We start from the raw sequence: 19,371 nt of genomic DNA on the forward strand, positions 1-19,371 counted from the left end.
GATCCGCACCCTTTGCAGGGCTATACAACGGGTGCGGATCCGAATAAAGGGTGCGGCTGGGTTCGTGGGCCTTTGGGGCGGCGGTGAAATGGGGTCGGGCGCAACGGGAGTGCGGGGTGGGGGCGGGGTGGATACGATGCGGCCATGGTGTCGCGGGGTCGGTTCGGCGGGTGGGTGAGCCGGAGGGCGCAGCGGTCGGGGTTGTTGGTGGCGGTTGTGGCGGCCGTCGTCGGGGGGCTGGGGATCGCGGGGGTCGCGTGGTGGATTCTGTGGGTGATGCTGGGGGCTCGGGCGGAGCCGCCGAATCAGGTGGAGCTCACCAAGATCGCGTTGTCGGTGTCGGCGGGCGTCGGTGGGGCCGTCGCGTTGGTGGTGGCCTATCGGCGGCAGCGGGATATCGAGCGGGGGAGGTTCGCGGAGCTTTTCGGCGCTGCCGCAAGGCAATTGGGGGATGCGGATGTGGCCGTGCGGATCGCGGGGGTGTACGCGATGGCGGGGGTCGCGGACGAGTTTCGGGCGGTGGGGCGGCGGCAGCAGTGCATCGATGTGCTGTGCGGATATCTGCGGTTGCCGTACGAGCCCGAGGCGGGAGCCAATCATCTGATCGGGCGGACCGAGACGGTGGAGGGCACACCGACCGTCGAACTGCGGTACCAGTTCCGCCAGAACGACCGGGAGGTGCGCCGGGCGATCGTGGACGTGATCGTCGCGCACCTGCGGCCGACCGCCGATGTCTCCTGGTCGCGTCACGACTTCGACTTCGCGGGCGCCGTCCTCGAGGACTGCGACTTCCGATCCGCCGAATTCGCCGGACAGCGAACGTATTTCGCCCGCACCACCTTCCTCGGCGAGCGCGCGACAACCTTCGAGGGCGCGAAATTCACCGGCCGCTACGTCACCTTCCGCGACGCCCGATTCTGCGGCGACTCGGTCCTGTTCCGCGCCGCCGAATTCGCCACCCACGACCCGGGCAAAGGCGATCAGGCAAGGCGCGGAACGCAATTCGAGGGCGCGGAATTCCAGTGCCCCGTCTCCTTCGAACAGGCCACCTTCCGCGGCTCCCAAATCTGCTTCCGCGACACCACCTTCGGCGAACTGACCCGCTTCGCCGACGCCCGCTTCACCGCCGAATTCACCGACTTCCGATCCGCCGTCTTCTCCGGCGAGCAGACCGCCTTCACCGGCGTCCGATTCGCCAGCCCCACCACCTCCTTCCAGCGCGCCACCTTCGACGGCGATCTCGTCCGCTTCGACAAGGCCGAATTCACCGGACCCGCAATCGATTTCGAGAAGGCACGCTTCGCCGCCGCCCTCACCGCCTTCGCCGACACCCGCTTCGGCGTCCGCCCCCGCTGGCGTCAGGGCCCGCCCGTGCGCACCGACTTCTCCGGCGCCGAATTCCGCGGCCGAATCCTGTTCGACGACGCCGTCCTCGACGGCCGCACCGTCGACTTCTCCGGCGGCGACTTCCGCGGCGAAATCTCCTTCCAGGCCGCGAAATTCGCGGCCGGAACCATCGATTTCACCGCGCCCACGAGCTGGGTCGGCACCCGCTTCTTCTGGGACCGCGACGCCATCCTCAAACCCGACAATGTCGAGCCCGCCCGCTGGCCGCCCACGCCCGTACCGCGCCCGCCGGACGAAGAGGCGTAGCGTCGCGGGCATGAGAATTCGTGGTGCCGTCCTGGAACGGATCGGGGATTCGACGCCGTTCGCCGAATCCCAGCCGATCGTCGTCGACGACCTGGAGCTCGGGGAGCCCGGGCACGGGGAGATCATGGTCCGGATCGAGGCGGCCGGGCTGTGTCATTCGGATCTGTCGGTGGTCGACGGGAACCGTGTGCGGCCGGTGCCGATGCTGCTCGGCCACGAGGCCGCCGGGCGCGTCGAGCGGCTCGGCGCGGGGGTGGACGATCTCGCCGTCGGCCAGCGCGTCGTCATGACATTCCTGCCCCGGTGCGGGACGTGTACGGGTTGCGCGACCGACGGCCGCACCCCCTGCGTGCCGGGCAGCGCCGCCAATAACAACGGCGAACTGCTCGAGGGCGGCCGCCGACTGCGCCGCAACGGCGAACCGGTCCACCATCACCTCGGCGTCTCCGCGTTCGCCACCCACGCCGTGGTCGACCGGCGTTCGGTGGTCCCCGTCGACGACGACGTGCCGCCCGAGGTCGCGGCCGTCCTCGGCTGCGCGGTCCTCACCGGCGGTGGCGCCCTGCTCAACTCCGCGCGTCCCGGCCCCGGCGACCGCATCATGGTCGTCGGGCTCGGTGGCGTCGGCATGGCCGCGGTCCTCGTGGCCGCCTCCCTGCGCGCCGAACTGGGCAGCGAGGTCATCGCCGTCGACACCCTCCCCGAGAAGCTCGCCCTCGCCACCGACCTCGGCGCGACCCAGGTCTACACCCCCGCCGACCTCGCCGAACGCGGCATCCAGGCGGAATCGGTGATCGAGGCCGCGGGCAATATCCGCGCCTTCGAAACCGCCGTCGCCGCCACCGCCCCCGGCGGCACCACGGTCACCGTCGGCCTCCCCAATCCCGAAGCGCGAGCGAGCATTTCGCCGCTGGCCCTGGTCGCGGGCGGCCGGTCCATCGTCGGCAGCTACCTCGGCTCGGCGGTCCCGTCCCGCGACATCCCCGAATTCGTCCGCATGTGGCGCTCGGGCCGCCTGCCCGTCGAACGCCTGGTGTCTTCGCGCATCCGGCTCGAGGACATCAACCAGGCCATGGACGAACTCGCGGCCGGGCACGGGTTGCGGCAGGTCATCGTGTTCGATTGAACCCACCCCGGGCGGGTGTCCGCCTTCCACCGAACCCCGAACGATAGGCTCGGCGCAGAGTGTCGGACGGCAGGTGAGGAGTTGACGGTGACCACGAATCGCATCCGGGTGGGTGTGCTCGGTGCGCGCGGCAAGGTCGGGCAGGCTGTGTGCGCGGCGGTCGAGGCGGCCGCGGATCTGGAGCTGGTCGCCGAGGTCGACAAGGACGACGCCCTGGACACGTTCGGCGCCAACGACACCCAGGTGGTCGTCGACTTCACCCACCCCGATGTCGTCATGCCGAACCTGCGCTGGCTGATCGACCACGGCATCCACGCCGTCGTCGGAACCACCGGATTCGATGAGGCGCGGCTCGGCGAGGTGCGCGGCTGGCTCGCGGCGCGGCCCGAGGTCGGCGTCTTGATCGCCCCGAACTTCGCCATCGGCGCGGTGCTGTCCATGCGGTTCGCCGAACAGGCCGCCCGCTGGTTCGAGTCGGTCGAGGTCATCGAACTGCATCATCCGAACAAGGCCGACGCCCCCTCCGGCACCGCCTACCGCACGGCCGGAATCATCGCCGACGCCCGCAAGCAGGCGGGCGTCGGCCCCAGCCCGGACGCCACCACGACCGAACTCGACGGCGCGCGCGGCGCGAGCGTCGACGGGGTGCGCGTGCACTCGGTGCGCCTCGCCGGACTCGTCGCCCACCAGGAGGTGCTGTTCGGCACCCAGGGCGAGACCCTCACCATCCGCCACGACTCGATCGACCGCACCTCCTTCACGCCCGGCGTCCTGCTCGGCGTGCGGCGGATCGGCAGCCGCCCCGGCCTGACCGTCGGCCTCGATCCGCTGCTCGACCTGTGAACATGCCCGACCGCCAGGTGGCCAGGACGGTCGGCCTGCTCGCCTTCCTGGTCCTCGCGCTGGCGTTCTACTTCCTGCTGCTGGGGCGAATCGCGGTGGAGCTCTTGGGATCCGGCAGGCCCGCCGCCATCGCCATCGGCGTGGGCGTGCTGATCCTGCCGCTGCTCGGCGCGTGGGTGGTGGCCACCAGCATCCGCGCAGCGCTCGTGCATCAGCATCTGGCGCGGCGGATGCACGAGGAGGGGCGCGAGCTGGATGTCTCCGAACTTCCTCGTCGCCCCTCCGGCCGGATCGAAAAGCCCGCCGCGGACGCGCTTTTCGAGCAGGTCCGGCGGGAGTGGGAGGCCGATCCGGACGATTGGCGCACCAATTACCGGGTCGCCCGCGCCTACGACTACGCGGGCGATCGCGGGCGGGCTCGGGAAACCATGCGTCGGGCAGTGGCTTTGGAGCGTGCGGAGCGGAGCTCTCGGGGCTGACGAGTGGTCGCGACACGGGCCACCGTGAACGATGCATAAGCGTTTCATCCGGGACGTCCGGGATACAGTCGAGACGTGAGCATCGAATGTTCGAGCGTCATCGCGGCACCTCGGGCGGATGTGTTCGAGTGGTTCCGCCGACCCGGCGCCTTCCGGCGACTGGCGCCCCCGTGGCAGCCGGTCGACATCGCGGCCGAGGCGACGTCGCTGGCCGATGGGCAGGCGGTGCTGCGGCTCCCCGGTGGGCTGCGGTGGGTGGCTCAGCATCAACCTGGCTACTACGATCCGCCGTGGCGGTTCGTGGACGAGATCGCCGTCGACGGGTTGGCCTCCGCGCCGATCGGGAAGTTGTTGCCCTGGCGGCACATTCACGAGTTCGAGGCGATCGATGACCGGAGCACCCGGGTGATCGATCGGGTCGAGACGCCGATTCCGGCGGCGGTGTTGCGACCGATGTTCGCCTACCGGTATCGGCAGCTCGCCGATGATCTGGCGGCACACAAACGCGCCGCCGCATGGGGTTTCGGGCCCGCGACGATCGCGGTGACCGGCGCTTCGGGTCTGGTCGGCTCGGCGTTGACGGCGTTTCTCACCACGGGCGGTCACACCGTTATCCGGCTGGTTCGGCGCTCTCCGACGAAACCCGATGAGCGGGAATGGGATCCGGCCGCACCGGCCGCCGATCTGCTCGACGGGGTGGACGCGGTGGTTCATTTGGCGGGCGCGTCCATCGCGGGCCGGTTCACCCCTTCGCACAAACGCGTCGTCGCCGAGAGTCGCATCGGCCCGACGCGCGCCTTGGCCGAGGCGGCCGCGAAGGCGGGAGTCGAGACGTTCGTCAGCGCCTCGGCCGTCGGCTATTACGGGGCCGCTCGCGGTGATGAAGTTCTCGACGAAAACGCCGCTCCCGGAACAGGTTTCCTCGCCGATGTGGTCACCGCCTGGGAATCCGCGACCGAACCCGCCGCCGCGGCCGGGATCCGCGTGGTGCGGGTGCGCACCGGCATCGTGCAGTCCCCGAGCGGCGGCACCCTCCGCCTGCTCCGCCCCCTGTTCGAGCTCGGACTCGGCGGCCGCATCGGCGACGGCCGCCAGTGGCTGCCCTGGATCGGCATCGACGACCTCGTCGACATCTACCACCGCGCGCTCTGGGACATTGAGTTGTTCGGCCCCGTCAATGCCACTGCCCCGCAACCGGTCCGCAACCTCGACTACACCCGCACCCTGGCCCGAGTCCTCCACCGGCCCGCCCTCCTCCCCATCCCCAAACTGGGCCCCGCCCTCCTCCTCGGCCCCGAGGGCGCCGACGAACTCGCCGCCGCCAGCCAACGCGCCGTCCCCACCCGCCTGACCGCCGCCGACCACCCCTTCCGCGACCGCGACCTCGAGTCGAACCTGCGTCACCTGCTCGGCAAAACCCCCACCTGACCCGCCCCAGCCGCACCCCTTATCCGAATCCGCACCCCCTGCAAAGAGTGCGGATCTCAACAAAGGGTGCGGCTGACTTGCCAAAGCTGGGGACGCCCCAACGTACGGCAACCCAGCCGCACCCTTTATTCGGATCCGCACCCCCTGCAAAGAGTGCGGATCCCCACAAAGGGTGCGGCTGGCTCGCCAGAGCTGGGGACGCCCCAACGTACGGCAACCCAGCTGCACCCCTTATTCGGATCCGCACCCTTTGTAGGGCTCTGGAAGGGGTGCGGATCCGAATAAGGGGTGCGGCTGGGCTGCAAGGCGTTTGGGGGCCGAGCGTTGAATCGGTGGTGCATCAGGTCAGGGCGTCGAGGGCGGCGTGGAGGCTGTCGACATGCCCGACCTCGGGAGGCAGGCGCGTCGCCTCCCAGCCGGGACCGCCGACCAGCACGCGGGCGCCCGCGTCGAGACATGCTCGCACCGTTGCGAAAAGAGCGGTCGACTCGTGGTTGGACCAGAGCACGACCGTGGGGGTTCCGGGATGCCGGGACAACGTGTCGGTGAGCGCGAACGCGGGGACGTCCGCGCCGAGCATGACGGCGGGAACCCCGCGTTCGGCCAGCGCGGCGCGCAGGACCTCGAGCGGGAGCGCGTGTTGTTCACCGCTCGTGCAGGCCAAGACGATCGCCGCCGGATCCGACGACTGCGGCGGCGGATTGCCGCGTTGCAGCACGGAGGTGACGCACCACGAGAGCAGATGCTCCACATCGACACAGCCCACGCCCCGGTCCTGTTCGGCGACGATCTCGGCAAAAGCGGGGCGGCACAAGCCGTTCCAGGTGTCGACCACGCCGAATTCGCCGAAGTGCTTGGCCAGCAGGGTCGTTGCCGCGGTGGTGTCGAGCGCGAAGGCCGCGTCGAGCAGCGCGGCGCGATCGCCGAACTCGATGACCGGACCGCGCACCACCGCGGCGGCGCCGGCCGGGCTCGCGCCCTCGCGGATCAGGGCCAGCATGCGTTCCAGCGCGGCGATATCCGCCTCGGTGTACAGCCGGTGCTTCCCGGGGCTGTGCCGGGACGGCCCGATCCGATAGCGCTGATTCCAACTGCGCAGCGTGGCCGTCGGAATGCCCAGCCGATCGGCGACCGCGCGCACGGTGTACCCCGCGGCGGCGTCGGATGCGTGACCGGAGGACATGGCGATCATTCTGCCCGGTCGCGTTGGCCGCGTTCGACACCGGCAGGGTTGCGCGCCCGGGTCATAGTCGCCGCCGCGCCCGCGTGCCGATCCGCGACACGCCGCGACGCGCCATTCTCGAACCGCCGGGTCGTCCAAGCCGGGTTGTGTGCACGGAACCTCCTCGGTATGGTCGGCTGCATCGATTATGCATCGATGTTGGTAGCATGGGGACATCCACGACGGAGGAGAACCAAGTGACCGCGTTTCCCTCGGCCCGATTCCGGCGTCTCGCCGCGGCGGCGGCGATCCTCGTGGGCGCGGTCGCGTTGTCGGCGCCTGCGTCGGCCGCCGCGCCTGCATCGGATGCCGGGTCCGTTTTGGTTGCTGCGCCTGCGTCGGATGTCGCGCTTGTATCGGCTGCCGCGCCCGTGTCGGGTGCTGCGCCCGCGTCGCATTCTGGGCCCGTGTCGGGAGCTGCGCTCGCGTCGGATGCCGCCCCTGTATTGGGTGCTGCGCTCGCTTCGGATTTCGCGCTCGCGTCGGGTGCTGCCCCCGTGTCGGCCGCCGCGCTTGCCTCGGACGTCGCGCCGATATCGGCCTCCGCGCTCACATCGGCCGCCGCACCCGCCCCCGTACCCCAGCTCGATCTGAACCGCTACCTCGGAACCTGGTACCAACTGGCGGCGATCCCGCAGTACTTCAACCTGGTCTGCGCCCGGGATACCCGTGCCGAATACGCGCTCGACCCGCAGGGCGACATCGCCGTCCACAACACCTGCACGACCTGGGCCGGGACCCCGAACGAGATTCGCGGCACCGCCACGGTCAACGACCCGGTGACGAACGCGCAGCTGCACGTCTCCTTCCCGGGCGTCCCGACGCAGGACACTCGCACCGGGCCGACGAACTACATCGTGACCGCGCTCGGGCCGGACTACTCGTGGGCGCTGGTCACCGATCCGGGGCGACTGTCGGGTTTCGTCCTGTCCCGGACGCCGGGCCTCGACGCGCGGGAGTGGTCGGAGGTGCGCGCCGCGATCGTCGCGGCGGGGGAGGATCCGTGTGTGTACCTGACCTCACCCACCACCGGCGGCGACGATCGTCTCGCGCCGCTGTGCGCGGTGTGACACCGATGGACCCGCGCGCGGGATCGACCGATGCGGGGTCGACGCCCGCGAGGGCCGCACCACCGTCGCGCTCGAGCCGCCGCGGCGGGCGGTGCGGCCCTCGTGGGCGTCGAATTCCCAACTACACCACCATGTTTGGAGTCGAGCGATGACCGTTACCGTCGCGCTGTTCACCCGGGATCTGCGGGTGCACGACAATCCGGCCCTGGTCGCGGCCCATCGTGAGGGGGCGGCGGTGGTGCCGTTGTTCGTCGTGGACGAGCGGATCGTCGGCGGTCGTCGGTCCGCGCCCAATCGGGCTCGGTTCCTGGCGGCGGCGCTGGGGGAGCTGGACGGCGAATTGCGTTCGCGCGACGGGCATTTGGTGGTCCGGCACGGTGACGTCGTGGACGTCGTGGACGAGGTGGTGCGGGCCGTGCACGCCGAGAGCGTGCATCTCGCGGAGGATGTGAGCTGGTACAGCCGTCGGCGGGAGGAGGCGTTGCGCAAGCGGCTGGCTGAGCGGGACTGCCTGGTGCATACGCATCCGTCGTCGATCACGGCGGTCGATCCGAACGAGCTCGGGCCGTCGTCGGGGCGGGATCATTTCGCCGTCTTCACTCCGTATTACCGGCGTTGGCTCGATACTCCCGTGCGTCGGCCGCTGGCCGCGCCGCGGGGGATGGTGGTGCCGCCGGTGCGGGGGGAGGCGTTGCCGGAGTTCGAGGAGAGCCGGGCGGACAGTTCGCCGCAGTTGGCGGTCGGGGGATGTGTGACGGGGCGTAAGTTGTTGCGGCAGTGGGCTTCTCGACGGTCCGAGGATTACGCGAGCGACGCCGATGATCTGGCGGCCGACGCGACTTCCCGGCTGTCGCCGTATCTGCATTTCGGCTGCCTGTCCCCGATCGAGGTGTTGCATCAGGTCGACGTGCAGTCCCCGGGCGGGGCGGCGTTCGCGCGGCAGCTGGCCTGGCGCGACTTCCACCATCAGGTCCTCGCGGCCCACCCCGAGGCCGGGTGGCGCGACTATCGCCCCCGCGACATTCGCTGGCGCGAGGACCCCAAGGCGCTGCGTGCCTGGCAGGAGGGCCGCACCGGCTTCCCGATCGTCGACGCCGGGCTGCGCCAGCTGCGCGCCGAGGGCTGGATGCCCAATCGCGCCCGCCTGATCACCGCCAGCTTCCTCACCAAGACCCTGCGCATCGACTGGCGCGTCGGCGCGGAGCACTTCCGGTACTGGCTGGTGGACGCCGACGTGGCCAACAACCAACTCAACTGGCAATGGGTCGCCGGCACCGGCAACGACACCCGCCCCAACCGCGTCCTCAACCCCCTGCGCCAAGCCGAACGCTACGACCCCGACGGCGAATACACCCGCCGCTGGATCCCCGAACTCCGCGACCTCGAGGGTCCCACCATCCACCGCCCCTGGCGCGCCGCCGTCCCCCCGGAGGTCTACCCGTCCCCCATAGCCGAGTTCAACGGCATGTAACCACCCCAACCGCACCCTCTATTCGAATCCGCACCCCTTGCAAGGCCCTGCAAAGGGTGCGGATCCGAATAAAGGGTGCGACTGGGTTGCCGAGCCTGGGGGTGGCGGCCACTTCTGGGGTAGTACACCTCAAAGCCGAAGCAGCCCAGCCGCACTCCTTATTTGGATCCGCACCCCTTGTAAGCCCATGTAAAGGGTGCGGATTCGAATAAAGGGTGCGGCTAGGGTTGCCGGGCCTTTGGTGAGGGTTACCGGGGTGGGTGGGTTTTGGTCCAGTGGTCGGCGATATCGATTCGTCTTGCGAGCCAGACCTTTTCGTGGGAACACACGTAATCCAGGAAGCGGTTCAGGGCCGCGGCTCGGGCTGGGCGGCCTGCGAGGCGGCAGTGTAGGCCGATCGACAGCATTTTGGGGGAGCCCGCTTCGCCTTCCGCGTAGAGGACGTCGAAGGCGTCGCGGAGGTAGGCGAAGAATTCGTCGCCGTTGGCGAAGCCCGCGGGGGAGGAGAAGCGCATGTCGTTGGCTTCGAGGGTGTAGGGGATGACGAGGTGATCGGTGTCGCGGACTCGGGTCCAGTAGGGGAGGTCGTCGGCGTAGGAGTCGGAGTCGTAGGTGAAGCCGCCGTGGGCTACGACCAGGTCGCGGGTTTGGGGGGAGTCGCGGCCGGTGTACCAACCGCGCGGCGGGGCGCCGAACAGGTCGGTGATGATTCGGACCGCCTCGGCGAGGTGTTCGCGTTCGGTGTCGGGGTCGATCTCCTGGTAGGAGATCCAGCGCAGGCCGTGGCAGGCGATCTCGTAGTCGTTGCGCCGGAAGGCCGCCACCGCCTCGGGATTGCGTTCGAGGGCACGGGCCACGGCGAAGACGGTGAGGGGGATGTCGCGGGATTCGAAGGCGCGCAGCACCCGCCAGAGCCCGGCGCGGGAGCCGTACTCGTAAAGCGATTCCATGCTCATGTGGCGATTCGAGAACGCTTGTGCGGGAACGATATCCGACAGGAACGTCTCCGAGGCCGGGTCGCCGTCGAGGACGCAGTTCTCGCCGCCCTCCTCGTAGTTGAGTACGAACTGCACCGCGATGGCGGCGTCGCCGGGCCAGTGCGGATGCGGGGGATGCGGGCCGTAGCCGACCATATCGCGGGCGTAGGCGGTCACGGCTGCTCTCCCCGCAGGTCGTCCATGATCCCGTCGGTCAATTCGCCCAGCAGCGGTTCGGCGCGCAGGCGATCGAGAGCGGCGGGAGTGAGAGTGCCGTACAGGCGCAGCCGCGCGAAGCCGCCGTCGGGATAGACGTCCACGCGCACCTCGGTGACCGGCTCGGTCGCCTCGAGCGCGAACCGGTGACGGGTGTCGGGTTGCAGATCGGTGCGCGGCAGCAGTTCGAATTCACTTCCGTCGGAAGGGATTCCGGTCAAGCGAGCGGCACCGGGGCTGTTGAACAGGAAGTAGGACGTGTCGATCTCGACGACGCGCGGCACGCCCTCGCCCGCCAGCCGCACCCGCACCCAGTCGTTGCCGGTGTCGCGACGCCTTGCGGTCTCCCAGCCGTCGCCCATCGACCGAGCGCGACCGGGCATGAGCAGGTTCTGCGGATGGGAGTAGAAGCGGTTGGAACAGTCCACCACCAGCCCGCCGTTCTCCACCGCCGCCAGGTCGAACGGGCCCGAATCCAGCCAGCGCGGATCGGGTTTCGCCACTCCGTGCACCCGCAGCCGCGCCACCCCGCCGTCGGGGTACATGCTCAGCCGGACGTGGGTGAACCGCTGTTCGGAGTCGACGACGAAGAAGTTCTCGGCGTCCCCGTTCACCTTCTCGCGCGGCACGAGCGGGGTCCAGTCGGTGCGGGCGGCGATCTCCTCGGCGGCCGGATAACCTTGCACCGCAAGACCTTCCACGGAGATCTCGGGCGGATAGTTGCCCGTGAACCACGCGGTGTCGACCACCACGCCGCGGATCACGCCCGGCGCGCCGAGCCGCACGATGGCTCGGTCGCGGTCGTCGGCGGCGGGAGCGTCCCCGCCCGCGCGGCGGCGTCGCCGGGTCTCCCAGCCGTCGTACACCTGACCCTTGTGCCCGAAGGTGGCCGCGGTGAAGGTCGCGGGTTCGGGGCGGATGAGGTTCTCCTTCTCGGCGAAGGATTCGTCGTCGGCCCAGACGACCGCGCCGCCGAGGGTGCGTACCGCCAGATCGGGGAGCAGGGTGAATTCGGTTGCCTCGCCGCTCATGGGGTGGGCGATCTCCTTTCTCGCAACTGGGTCAGCACCTCGGCCGTGGCGGCCGGTACCAGCGCCGTGACATCGTCGGATGTGTATGCGCCGCAATCCAATCCGCGCAGCACGACGGTCGCCAGCGCCTGCGCGGTGGCGGGTTCGTCGACGACCGCGCCGCCCCGGCGGCTCAGGTAGCGGTCGATGCGCGGCGCGGCGGCGGTGAGCGCGCCGCGGAAGAACGCGAAGGTCGCGAGCCAGCGGGTGACCAGGTGACCCGGGTGCATATCCCAGCCCTGGTAGTAGCCGCGCTCGAGGGAGCGGGTCACCAGCCGATGGTGCCGGGTCAGCGCGGCGGCCACCTCGTCGTCGGTGCCCACGGGCACGACCTGGGTCGAGCCGTCGCACACCCACACCCCGGTCTGCGCGGCCGCGGCCTGCATGACGGCCTTGGCGTGATCGGCGGCGGGATGCTCGAGCGACTGGAACTGCGGCGCGACGCCCAGCGCGGCGCTGTAATCGTAAGTGCCGTAATGTAATCCGATGCACCGACCGGCGGCCCGGTGGATCGCGCGGGCGACGGTGGCGCTGCCGTCCGGGGCGATCACCGCCTGCGGGCTCTCGATCTGCAACTCGAAACGCAATGCGCCGCTGGGCAATCCGTGCGCGCACTCCAATTCCTCGCACAACCGCACGGCGACCCCCACCTGATCGGCCGAACGCAGCTTGGGGATGGTGAACACGAACCCGTCGGGAAGGCCACCGGCCCCCTCGAGCACCAGCTCCAGCGTGCGCACGGCCCGCCGACACTCGGCGCTGGTCAGCCCCTTGATCCGGATGCCGCGCGAGCGGACCGACGCGGGCAGGGCCGCCAGGATCTCCCCCGCGTGGACGGCGTCCCGGTCCTCGACCTCGTCTCCCCGGCCGCCGTACCCGTCCTCGAAATCCAGCCGAAGATCCTGAATCGGCCGCTGCGCCAACGTTTCCCGCACCCGGCCGAGGGTCTCGGCGTCGGCGAGCGACACGAGCAGTTCGTGATGCCGATCGAGGAGTTCGGTCGCGGCCCGCCCCCATTCGTGGGGCAACTCCTTGCTGGCATCGGCCGCGCAGACGTAGGCCGTGTGCACCGGCTGCCCGGCCCGGTCGCCCGGATAACGCCGGGCCAACTCGGCATCGATCGCCGCCACCTCCCGCGCCACCCCGGACCGAAACTCGCCATCCAATGTCACGCGGCGACCCCCACGCCGACACCCCCCAGGCACACCACCCCAGCCGCACCCTTTATTCGAATCCGCACACGTTTCTGGGCCCCGCAAGGGGTGCGTTTCCGAATAAGGGGTGCGGCTGGGGTGGGGGTCATGGGGTGGGTCCGTTCGGGGTGAAGGGGGTCAGGGGGCCGGTGTGGGGTTTGGGTGGGGGTGTGGCGAATTCGCCGCGGCCGGATTTGCGTAGTCCCAGGGTAACCAGGGATTGGACGGAGAGGGTGGCGGCGGCTACGCCGTCGATGATCGGGACGCCGGTTTCCTCGGTGAGGTAGTCGCACAGGTCGGCCATTCCGGCGCAGCCGAGGACGATCGCGTCGGAGTCGTCGGCGGCGACCGCGGCGCGGCAGGTGTCGGCGATCACCGCGCGCACCTTGGGGTCGTCGAGTTCGAGGACGGGAATGTCGGTGGCGTGCACGCCGCGGCAGAATCGTTGCATCCCATAGCGTTCCGCCAGATCGACGGCCTGGCCGACGGTCCGGGCGAGGGTGGTGACGACGCTGAACCCGCGTCCGAGGTGGGTGGCCGCGTGCATGGCCGCCTCGGCGATCCCGATCACCGGCCCCCGTGCCAGCTCGCGCGCGGCGTACAGGCCGGGGTCGCCGAAGCAGGCGATGACGTAGCCGTCCACGCCCTCGGCCTCGCCGCGCGCGATCTCGGCGAGCAGGCCCGGGACCGCGAGCGCCTCGTCGTAGTGGCTCTCGATGGACGCCGGGCCCATGGTCGAGGTTACCGCCTCCACGACGGTGCCCGGACCGGCGACGGCCCGGGCACACTCGTCGATGACGGCCGTCATCGCGGCGGTGGTGTTTGGATTGACGACGCGAATTCGCATGGTCCTCACGGGGTTTCGACGACGGATAGGCGGAACGGGCCGCGCCGGGCGAGCGCGAGATAGCCGAGCAGGCCCACCCCGCAGCCGATGAACCAGCTGTACTGCGCGGCGGTGTACATACCGGTGATATCGCCCGCGGTCAGCACCGGGAACACCGCGGCCGTCGCGCCGATCAGCGTGGCGATGATGGCGGCGGGGTTGAAACCCTTGCGGTACCAATACCTTCCGCGCGGCGACAGGGTGAACAGCTCGTCGACCACCACCCGCTGTTTGCGCACCAGGTAGTAGTCGGCGATGAGCACGCCGAACAGCGGCCCGATGCACGCGCCCAGCGTCTCCAGCGTGTAGTGGATGACCTCGGGATTGTTGTACAGATTCCACGGCGTGATCAGCAGCGAGCCGACTGCGGCGATCATGCCGCCCGCCCGCCAGGAGATCTTCTGCGGATCGACGTGGGAGAAGTCGAAGGCGGGGGAGACGAAGTTGGCGACGATATTGATGCCCATGGTGGCGACGGTGAAGGTCAACGCGCCCAAGACGATTGCGAACGTGTTGTCGATGCGGGCGACGGTCTGCACCGGATCGGTGATCAGCTCGCCGTACACCGGCACGGTCAGCGACGCGGTCACCACGACCAGCAGCGAGAACACCAGGAAGTTCACCGGCAGCCCGAGCAGATTGCCGCGCTTGACCGCCGCGAAGGACCGCCCGTACCGGGAGAAGTCGCCGAAGTTCAGCATCGGCCCGGAGAAGTAGGACACCACGAGCGCGATCGCGCCGAGCATGACCGGCAGCGCCGACCAGCCGGTGTGCGTCACCGTCGACAGGTTCAGATCGATCGCGCCCCAGCCCGCCTTCGCGATGAGGTACCCGCACAGCGCGAACATGACCACGTACACGGCGGGCCCGCAGAAGTCGATGAACTTGCGAATCGACTCCATGCCGCGCCAGAACACGCACGCCTGCAACACCCACAGCAGCAGATAGCTGCCCCACCCCAGCGCCGACAGTCCGAGGAAGCCGTAGTCGTCGACGACCGCGTAGGGTGCCAGGCCGGGAAACAGCTTGACCAGCACCACATCCAGGGCCGCCGAGGCGAGGAAGGTCTGAATTCCGTACCACGCCACCGCGATCAGGCCGCGGATGATCGCGGGAATGTTCGCCCCGAGCACGCCGAACGCGCTGCGGCAGATCACCGGATACGGCACGCCCGTGCGCTGACTCGGCTTGGCGACGAGGTTGCAGAACAGTTGCACGATGCCGATTCCGACCACGAGCGCGATCAGCACCTGCCAGCTCGCCAGCCCGAGCGCGAACAGACTGCCCGCGGTCACGTAGCCGCCGACGCTGTGCACGTCCGACATCCAGAACGCGAAGATGTTGTAGGAGCCCCAGGTCTGCTGTTTCAGCGGGGCGAGGTCGTCATTGGTGAGCCGGGGGTCGTAGTCGAGGCTTTCGGTCGAGGGCGGGCTGACAACCGCCTCCACCGGGGGCGCAACGGTCTCGCTCATGTCGCACATCCGATCTGCTGTCCCGCACTCGCGGGAATCCGATGCGCAGAACGGTATCGAGCCGGTATTGCCCCCTTGTTGCCGAAACGATATATCTTCCCCAGCCCAGCCCAGCCCAGCCCAGCCCAGCCCAGCCCAGCCCAGCCCAGCCCAGCCCAGCCCAGCCCAGCCCAGCCCAGCCCAGCCCAGCCCAGCCCAAGCCTCGGCCCCAGTCCAGCCCAGCCTCGGCCGCGGCTCGGCCCTGGCCCAGCCTTGGACCCGGCTCGGCCCTGGCCCAGCCTCGGTTCCGGCCCGCTTTGGCCCGCCTCCGTCCCGACGCGCTCGGTCCGGCATGGCCCGGCTCGGCCCGCTCCGTCGCGCGGCGCTCGGCCCGGCCCGTTGCGCCGCGCTCCGGCTTGGTCATACTCGGCCCGCTCCGTTCGCTGCGCTCCGGCCTGCTCCGGTCCGGCTCGGCCCGTACGTCGCGCCGAGCTGGACCGGGTCGACCTGACCTCCTCCATCGCGCCGCGCCCGGCTCGACCCGCTCCGTTCGCTGCGCTCCGGCCTGCTCCGATCCGGCTCCGCCCGCTGCGTCTCGTCGAGCTGGGCCGGGTCGACCCGACCTCTCCGTCGCGCCGCGTCCGGCCCGGCCTGCTCCCGGCCCGCCGCGCTCGGTCGGCTCGGCTCGTCCCGGCCGCTTCGTCCCGCCGAGCCCCGGCTCGGCTCGCCTATGCCGTCTCGGCTCGGCGGCCACCGTCGATGTGGACCGTCGGCTGCGGTGATCTCCCATCGGCCCCGCCACGGATCTCGCGGCGGGGCCGGGGAGGCACGGCCGCCCCGCGACCCTCGACGCTAGCGTCGGGCTGCGCGGCCGATCAGCTCGGCGACCTCGTTCGGGCGCGAGACCGAAACCGCGTGCGAGGCAGTGGTTTCCACGCTGTCGGCACCCGCGCGCTCGGCCATGAAGCGCTGTGCCTCGATGGGGATGTTCTTGTCGTCCGTGGTGAGCAGGGCGTAGGCCGGGATGGTGCGCCAGGCGGCGGCGGTCGCGGGCTGTTGCAGGGCGGTCAGGGCGACCGGGCGCTGGGTGGCGGCCATGAGGCGTGCGGTGCCCACGAGGACGTCGGCGGCGAACTGGGCGGGGAACTCGTCGGGGCGGATGTAGAGTTCGGTGCCCGTGCCGCCGTCGGGCAGCGGATAGTCGGCGGGGCGGGTGGTGGGGGCGAGGGTGGAGCCGGGGAATTTGTCGGTCAGTTCGAGGGCGCTCTCGCCGATGTCGGGGATGAACGCCGCGATGTAGACCAGGGCTGTCACCTGCGATTTGCCTTGTGCCGCAACGGTGATCACGCTGCCGCCGTAGGAGTGCCCGGCCAGGACGCACGGTCCGTCGACGGTGTCGAGGACCGAGGCGATATAGGCGGCGTCGGAGTCCAAGCCGCGCAGGGGATTCGCGGCGGCGAGCACCGAATGTCCCTCGGCGGTCAGGCGTTCCACGACGCCGTTCCAGCTGGAGGAGTCGGCGAACGCGCCGTGCACCAGCACGATGGTGGTCATCTGATGTCCTTTCGGATTGTGGCTCAGGACAATTCGTCGAGCGCGGTGGTGATGACGGCCACGACCTCGTCGGGATGGGTCTGCATGATCAGATGCGGACCGTCGATCTCGGTGACCGCACGCAATCCCGCGCGCCGGTAGCCGAAGCGCTCGACCTCCGGGTTGATGGTGCGATCCGCGGTGGAGACGATCCCCCAGCCCGGCTTGGTCTTCCAGGCCGCGGCCGAGGCGGGCTCACCGAAGGCCGCCGCGGACAGCGGACGTTGGGAGACCGCCAGCACGGCCGCGCGGCGCGGGTCGAGTCCGGCCGCGAAGACCTCCGGGAAGGCGTCGACCTCGACGGAGACGTCCGTGCCCGGTTCGCCGTCGGTCGGATACGGCGAATACACCAGGTGCGCGGCCAGATCCGAATCGGGGAAACCACCTTGCAACTGACCGAGGCTCTCGCCCTCCTCGAGGGCGTACCCGGAGACGTACACCAGCCCGGCCACGTTCTCGGCGACACCCGCCACGGTGATCACGGCACCGCCGTAGGAGTGCCCGGCCAGCAGAACGGGCCCATCGATCCGTTCGGCGAACGAGCGGATGTAGGCGGCATCGGCCGCCAGACTGCGATTGAACACCGGCGGCGCGGCCACCAGCACCCCCCGGTCGAGCAGCCGCTCGGTGACCGGAGACCAACTGGCGGCATCGGCGAACGCGCCGTGCACGAGAACGACTGTGGCGGAGGACATAACGGCCTTTCCTGAACGAGCCTGGGACCCCGCCAGTCTCGCGCCCCCCACCGGCCCCGCGCCCCGCCCGGCGGGCCGTGAATCCCCCCGATCAGGCCGCGCGCTCGGCCCACGCGGAGTCGTAGGGCCGCAAGCCCTCAGGGTCGTGGCCTCGGTCATGTGGCGGGCGTCGTACGTGCTCGGATCCGGACCGTCGCCTGGTCTGGTTGGCGTCCTGGCGTGGCTGGACTAGAGGGCGTGGGCTCGGCGGTGTGGGCCGCGTCGTCCGTGACTGGATCAGGACGCGGCCTCGGTGGTGAGGTCGGTGAGGGTGGAGCGGAAGCGTTGTTGGTATTTGCGCGGGGAGACGCCGAGGCGGGCGATGAAGGCGCGGCGGAGGGCCTCGCTGCTGCCGTAGCCCGCGGCCATGGCGGCCTCGGTGACGGTGTGACCGGCGTGCAGCATGTCGCGGGCGAGGCCGAATCGGATGTAGGCGACGTATTCGGCGGGGGAGCGTTCGAGTTCGGAGCGGAACAGGCGGGTCAGGTGGCGGACGCTGACTCGGGCGCGGGCGGCGAGGGTTTGGACGGTGTGCGGGAAGGCCGGATCCGCGCAGATCGCGTCGACCGCCGCGCGGACCACCGAACTGCGCGGCGCGGGACCGGTCAGCGACGCCGAGAACTGGGATTGGCCGCCCGCGCGTTGCATGTACACCACCAGGGACTGCGCGACGCGGCGGGCCACATCGGCCCCGTGGTCCTCCTCCACCAGCGCCAGGGCCAGATCCACCCCGGCCACCACGCCCGCCGAGCTGTACAGATTGCCGTCGCGCACGAAGATCGCGTCCGCCTCGACCGCGACGGCCGGGAACCGCCGGGCCAGATCCGCGGTGAACTTCCAATGCGTCGTGGCCCGCCTCCCGTCGAACAGGCCCAGCTCCGCGAGCACGAACGCCCCACTGCAAATCGACGCCAAACGCCGTGTGCTCCAGGACAATTGCCGCGCCGCCGCCAGCACGTCGGGGGTGACGAACCGGGAGGGATGCAGTTCACTGCCGGGAATCACGACCGTGTCGAACCGCCCCGCGTCCGCGGCCGAACAGCCCACCGTCACCCGCGCGCCGATGGAGGTCTGCACATCCTCGCCGTCGGCGGACACCAGCACCACCTCGTACCCGGACGTCGACTGATTGGCCTCCACGAACACCTCCGCGGGACCGACGAAATCGAGCATCTTCACGCCGTCGAAGACCAGGATCCCGATTCGGCGCGGGGTCGGCTTCCCGCCGTTGGTGGACATGTCAATCAGTATTGTGGAGGGAGCGCTCCAGAACAAGCGGTGTGCCGGATATCGCACCTTGGTACGGTGACGACATGGGACGGCCGCGACAGTTCGACGAATCGGAGCTGCTCGACGCCGCCACGGAACTGTTCTGGGCCAAGGGTTTCGACAACACCTCCGTCGAGGACGTGTCGAAGCTGACCGGCGTCGGCAACGGCAGCATCTACGCCGCGTACGGCAGCAAACGCGGGTTGTTCCTGGCGGCGTTCGAACGCTACTGCGACGGGCGGGCCCGCTTCGTGCGCGAGGTGATCTCCGGCGCGCCCGGCTCGGCCCGCGCGGCGGTGCGCGCGCTGCTGCGGGCGATCGTCGCCGACTGCGCCTCGCATCCGGATCGGCGCGGCTGCCTCATGCTCAACAGCATCGCCCATCTCGGCGCGCGGGTGCCCGAGGTGATCGCCCTCGGCGCGCGCACCACCGAATCCATGGAAAACGATGTGGCGCAACGCCTTCGGGCCGCCGCGGACGGCGCGATCGAGGAGGCGGAGTTGTCGGCGCTGAGCGCGCACATCGTGCTCGTCGCCCAGGGCCTGATCCAGTCGAGCCGGATCGGGGTGCCGGTGGAGCGGCTGGAGCGGATCGCCGACATCTCGAGCGCCGCGCTGCCGCCGGCGTGGGCCGACCGGTGACCCCTACCGTGTCCTGATTTCAGCGAAACCTGGCCGTCTGGTCGGGGCC

The 19,371-nt window shown here is 70.1% G+C and carries 17 protein-coding genes; 8 read left to right on the forward strand and 9 right to left on the reverse strand.

The annotated features are described in order from the left end of the window. Positions 1-144: 144 nt before the first annotated feature. From ACFYTQ_RS01955 to ACFYTQ_RS01975, 5 genes are all read left to right on the forward strand, one after another. Positions 145-1,653, forward strand: a complete 1,509-nt coding sequence (locus ACFYTQ_RS01955) for a pentapeptide repeat-containing protein (RefSeq protein ID WP_387356254.1) — start codon at positions 145-147, stop codon at positions 1,651-1,653. A gap of 10 nt (positions 1,654-1,663) precedes the next feature. Continuing rightward, positions 1,664-2,779, forward strand: coding sequence for an alcohol dehydrogenase catalytic domain-containing protein (locus ACFYTQ_RS01960; protein WP_387356256.1), 1,116 nt, complete (start codon positions 1,664-1,666; stop codon positions 2,777-2,779). Between the two features lie 87 nt (positions 2,780-2,866). After that, entirely contained in the window at positions 2,867-3,622 is a 756-nt protein-coding gene (gene dapB / locus ACFYTQ_RS01965) for a 4-hydroxy-tetrahydrodipicolinate reductase (protein ID WP_387356258.1), read from the forward strand. Positions 3,623-3,624: 2 nt separating this feature from the next. Further along, positions 3,625-4,101, forward strand: coding sequence for a hypothetical protein (locus ACFYTQ_RS01970; protein ID WP_387356999.1), 477 nt, complete (start codon positions 3,625-3,627; stop codon positions 4,099-4,101). Between the two features lie 75 nt (positions 4,102-4,176). Beyond that, positions 4,177-5,529 (forward strand): TIGR01777 family oxidoreductase, encoded by a 1,353-nt coding sequence (locus tag ACFYTQ_RS01975; protein WP_387356260.1) that lies wholly within the window; start codon positions 4,177-4,179, stop codon positions 5,527-5,529. A 340-nt stretch (positions 5,530-5,869) separates the two neighbouring features. On the opposite strand, the gene ACFYTQ_RS01980 is transcribed toward ACFYTQ_RS01975, so the two are convergent. Further along, positions 5,870-6,712 (reverse strand): MerR family transcriptional regulator, encoded by an 843-nt coding sequence (locus ACFYTQ_RS01980; protein ID WP_387356262.1) that lies wholly within the window; start codon positions 6,710-6,712, stop codon positions 5,870-5,872. 536 nt (positions 6,713-7,248) lie between these two features. Here ACFYTQ_RS01980 and ACFYTQ_RS01985 point away from each other — a divergent pair. Next, the gene (locus ACFYTQ_RS01985) at positions 7,249-7,821 is read left to right on the forward strand and encodes a lipocalin family protein (RefSeq protein WP_387356264.1); all 573 of its coding nucleotides are present in this window, start codon (positions 7,249-7,251) and stop codon (positions 7,819-7,821) included. A 148-nt stretch (positions 7,822-7,969) separates the two neighbouring features. Beyond that, positions 7,970-9,292, forward strand: coding sequence for a cryptochrome/photolyase family protein (locus tag ACFYTQ_RS01990; protein ID WP_387356265.1), 1,323 nt, complete (start codon positions 7,970-7,972; stop codon positions 9,290-9,292). Positions 9,293-9,540: 248 nt separating this feature from the next. Here ACFYTQ_RS01990 and puuE read toward each other — a convergent pair whose 3' ends face one another. From puuE to ACFYTQ_RS02030, 8 genes are all read right to left on the reverse strand, one after another. Then, positions 9,541-10,446 (reverse strand): allantoinase PuuE, encoded by a 906-nt coding sequence (gene puuE / locus ACFYTQ_RS01995; RefSeq protein ID WP_387356267.1) that lies wholly within the window; start codon positions 10,444-10,446, stop codon positions 9,541-9,543. Then, positions 10,443-11,516: an allantoicase gene (alc, locus tag ACFYTQ_RS02000; RefSeq protein ID WP_387356269.1), complete on the reverse strand. Its 1,074-nt coding sequence runs from the start codon at positions 11,514-11,516 to the stop codon at positions 10,443-10,445. The genes puuE and alc overlap by 4 nt, the downstream gene beginning before the upstream one ends. Next, the gene (locus tag ACFYTQ_RS02005) at positions 11,513-12,727 is read right to left on the reverse strand and encodes a DUF6986 family protein (RefSeq protein ID WP_387356271.1); all 1,215 of its coding nucleotides are present in this window, start codon (positions 12,725-12,727) and stop codon (positions 11,513-11,515) included. The genes alc and ACFYTQ_RS02005 overlap by 4 nt, the downstream gene beginning before the upstream one ends. A 127-nt stretch (positions 12,728-12,854) precedes the next feature. Further along, positions 12,855-13,595 carry an aspartate/glutamate racemase family protein gene (locus ACFYTQ_RS02010; RefSeq protein WP_387356273.1) on the reverse strand — a complete coding sequence of 247 codons (741 nt, stop codon included), beginning with the start codon at positions 13,593-13,595 and terminating at the stop codon, positions 12,855-12,857. A gap of 5 nt (positions 13,596-13,600) precedes the next feature. Further along, complete coding sequence (locus ACFYTQ_RS02015; RefSeq protein ID WP_387356275.1) at positions 13,601-15,115, reverse strand: NCS1 family nucleobase:cation symporter-1; 1,515 nt, start codon at positions 15,113-15,115, stop codon at positions 13,601-13,603. 822 nt (positions 15,116-15,937) lie between these two features. Continuing rightward, positions 15,938-16,639, reverse strand: coding sequence for an alpha/beta fold hydrolase (locus ACFYTQ_RS02020; RefSeq protein ID WP_387356277.1), 702 nt, complete (start codon positions 16,637-16,639; stop codon positions 15,938-15,940). Positions 16,640-16,662: 23 nt separating this feature from the next. Beyond that, positions 16,663-17,373: an alpha/beta fold hydrolase gene (locus tag ACFYTQ_RS02025; protein WP_387356279.1), complete on the reverse strand. Its 711-nt coding sequence runs from the start codon at positions 17,371-17,373 to the stop codon at positions 16,663-16,665. Positions 17,374-17,649: 276 nt separating this feature from the next. Then, positions 17,650-18,651 carry a GlxA family transcriptional regulator gene (locus ACFYTQ_RS02030; protein ID WP_387356281.1) on the reverse strand — a complete coding sequence of 334 codons (1,002 nt, stop codon included), beginning with the start codon at positions 18,649-18,651 and terminating at the stop codon, positions 17,650-17,652. 74 nt (positions 18,652-18,725) lie between these two features. Here ACFYTQ_RS02030 and ACFYTQ_RS02035 point away from each other — a divergent pair, with 74 nt between their 5' ends. Further along, on the forward strand, positions 18,726-19,322 hold the full coding sequence (locus ACFYTQ_RS02035; RefSeq protein WP_387356283.1) for a TetR/AcrR family transcriptional regulator: 597 nt from the start codon (positions 18,726-18,728) through the stop codon (positions 19,320-19,322). Positions 19,323-19,371 lie beyond the last annotated feature (49 nt).

This window comes from Nocardia sp. NPDC004068 (assembly GCF_042874315.1).
Lineage (GTDB): Bacteria > Actinomycetota > Actinomycetes > Mycobacteriales > Mycobacteriaceae > Nocardia.

Excerpts from the sequence above, each read along its gene's own strand:
- alc (WP_387356269.1), bottom strand. The coding sequence starts at position 11,516 with ATGAGCGGCGAGGCAACCGAATTCACCCTGCTCCCCGATCTGGCGGTA.
- ACFYTQ_RS01955 (WP_387356254.1), top strand. The coding sequence starts at position 145 with ATGGTGTCGCGGGGTCGGTTCGGCGGGTGGGTGAGCCGGAGGGCGCAG.
- ACFYTQ_RS01960 (WP_387356256.1), top strand. The coding sequence starts at position 1,664 with ATGAGAATTCGTGGTGCCGTCCTGGAACGGATCGGGGATTCGACGCCG.
- ACFYTQ_RS02020 (WP_387356277.1), bottom strand. The coding sequence starts at position 16,639 with ATGACCACCATCGTGCTGGTGCACGGCGCGTTCGCCGACTCCTCCAGC.
- ACFYTQ_RS02035 (WP_387356283.1), top strand. The coding sequence starts at position 18,726 with ATGGGACGGCCGCGACAGTTCGACGAATCGGAGCTGCTCGACGCCGCC.
- ACFYTQ_RS02015 (WP_387356275.1), bottom strand. The coding sequence starts at position 15,115 with ATGTGCGACATGAGCGAGACCGTTGCGCCCCCGGTGGAGGCGGTTGTC.
- ACFYTQ_RS02030 (WP_387356281.1), bottom strand. The coding sequence starts at position 18,651 with ATGTCCACCAACGGCGGGAAGCCGACCCCGCGCCGAATCGGGATCCTG.
- ACFYTQ_RS02025 (WP_387356279.1), bottom strand. The coding sequence starts at position 17,373 with ATGTCCTCCGCCACAGTCGTTCTCGTGCACGGCGCGTTCGCCGATGCC.
- ACFYTQ_RS01980 (WP_387356262.1), bottom strand. The coding sequence starts at position 6,712 with ATGTCCTCCGGTCACGCATCCGACGCCGCCGCGGGGTACACCGTGCGC.
- ACFYTQ_RS01970 (WP_387356999.1), top strand. The coding sequence starts at position 3,625 with ATGCCCGACCGCCAGGTGGCCAGGACGGTCGGCCTGCTCGCCTTCCTG.
- ACFYTQ_RS01990 (WP_387356265.1), top strand. The coding sequence starts at position 7,970 with ATGACCGTTACCGTCGCGCTGTTCACCCGGGATCTGCGGGTGCACGAC.
- ACFYTQ_RS02010 (WP_387356273.1), bottom strand. The coding sequence starts at position 13,595 with ATGCGAATTCGCGTCGTCAATCCAAACACCACCGCCGCGATGACGGCC.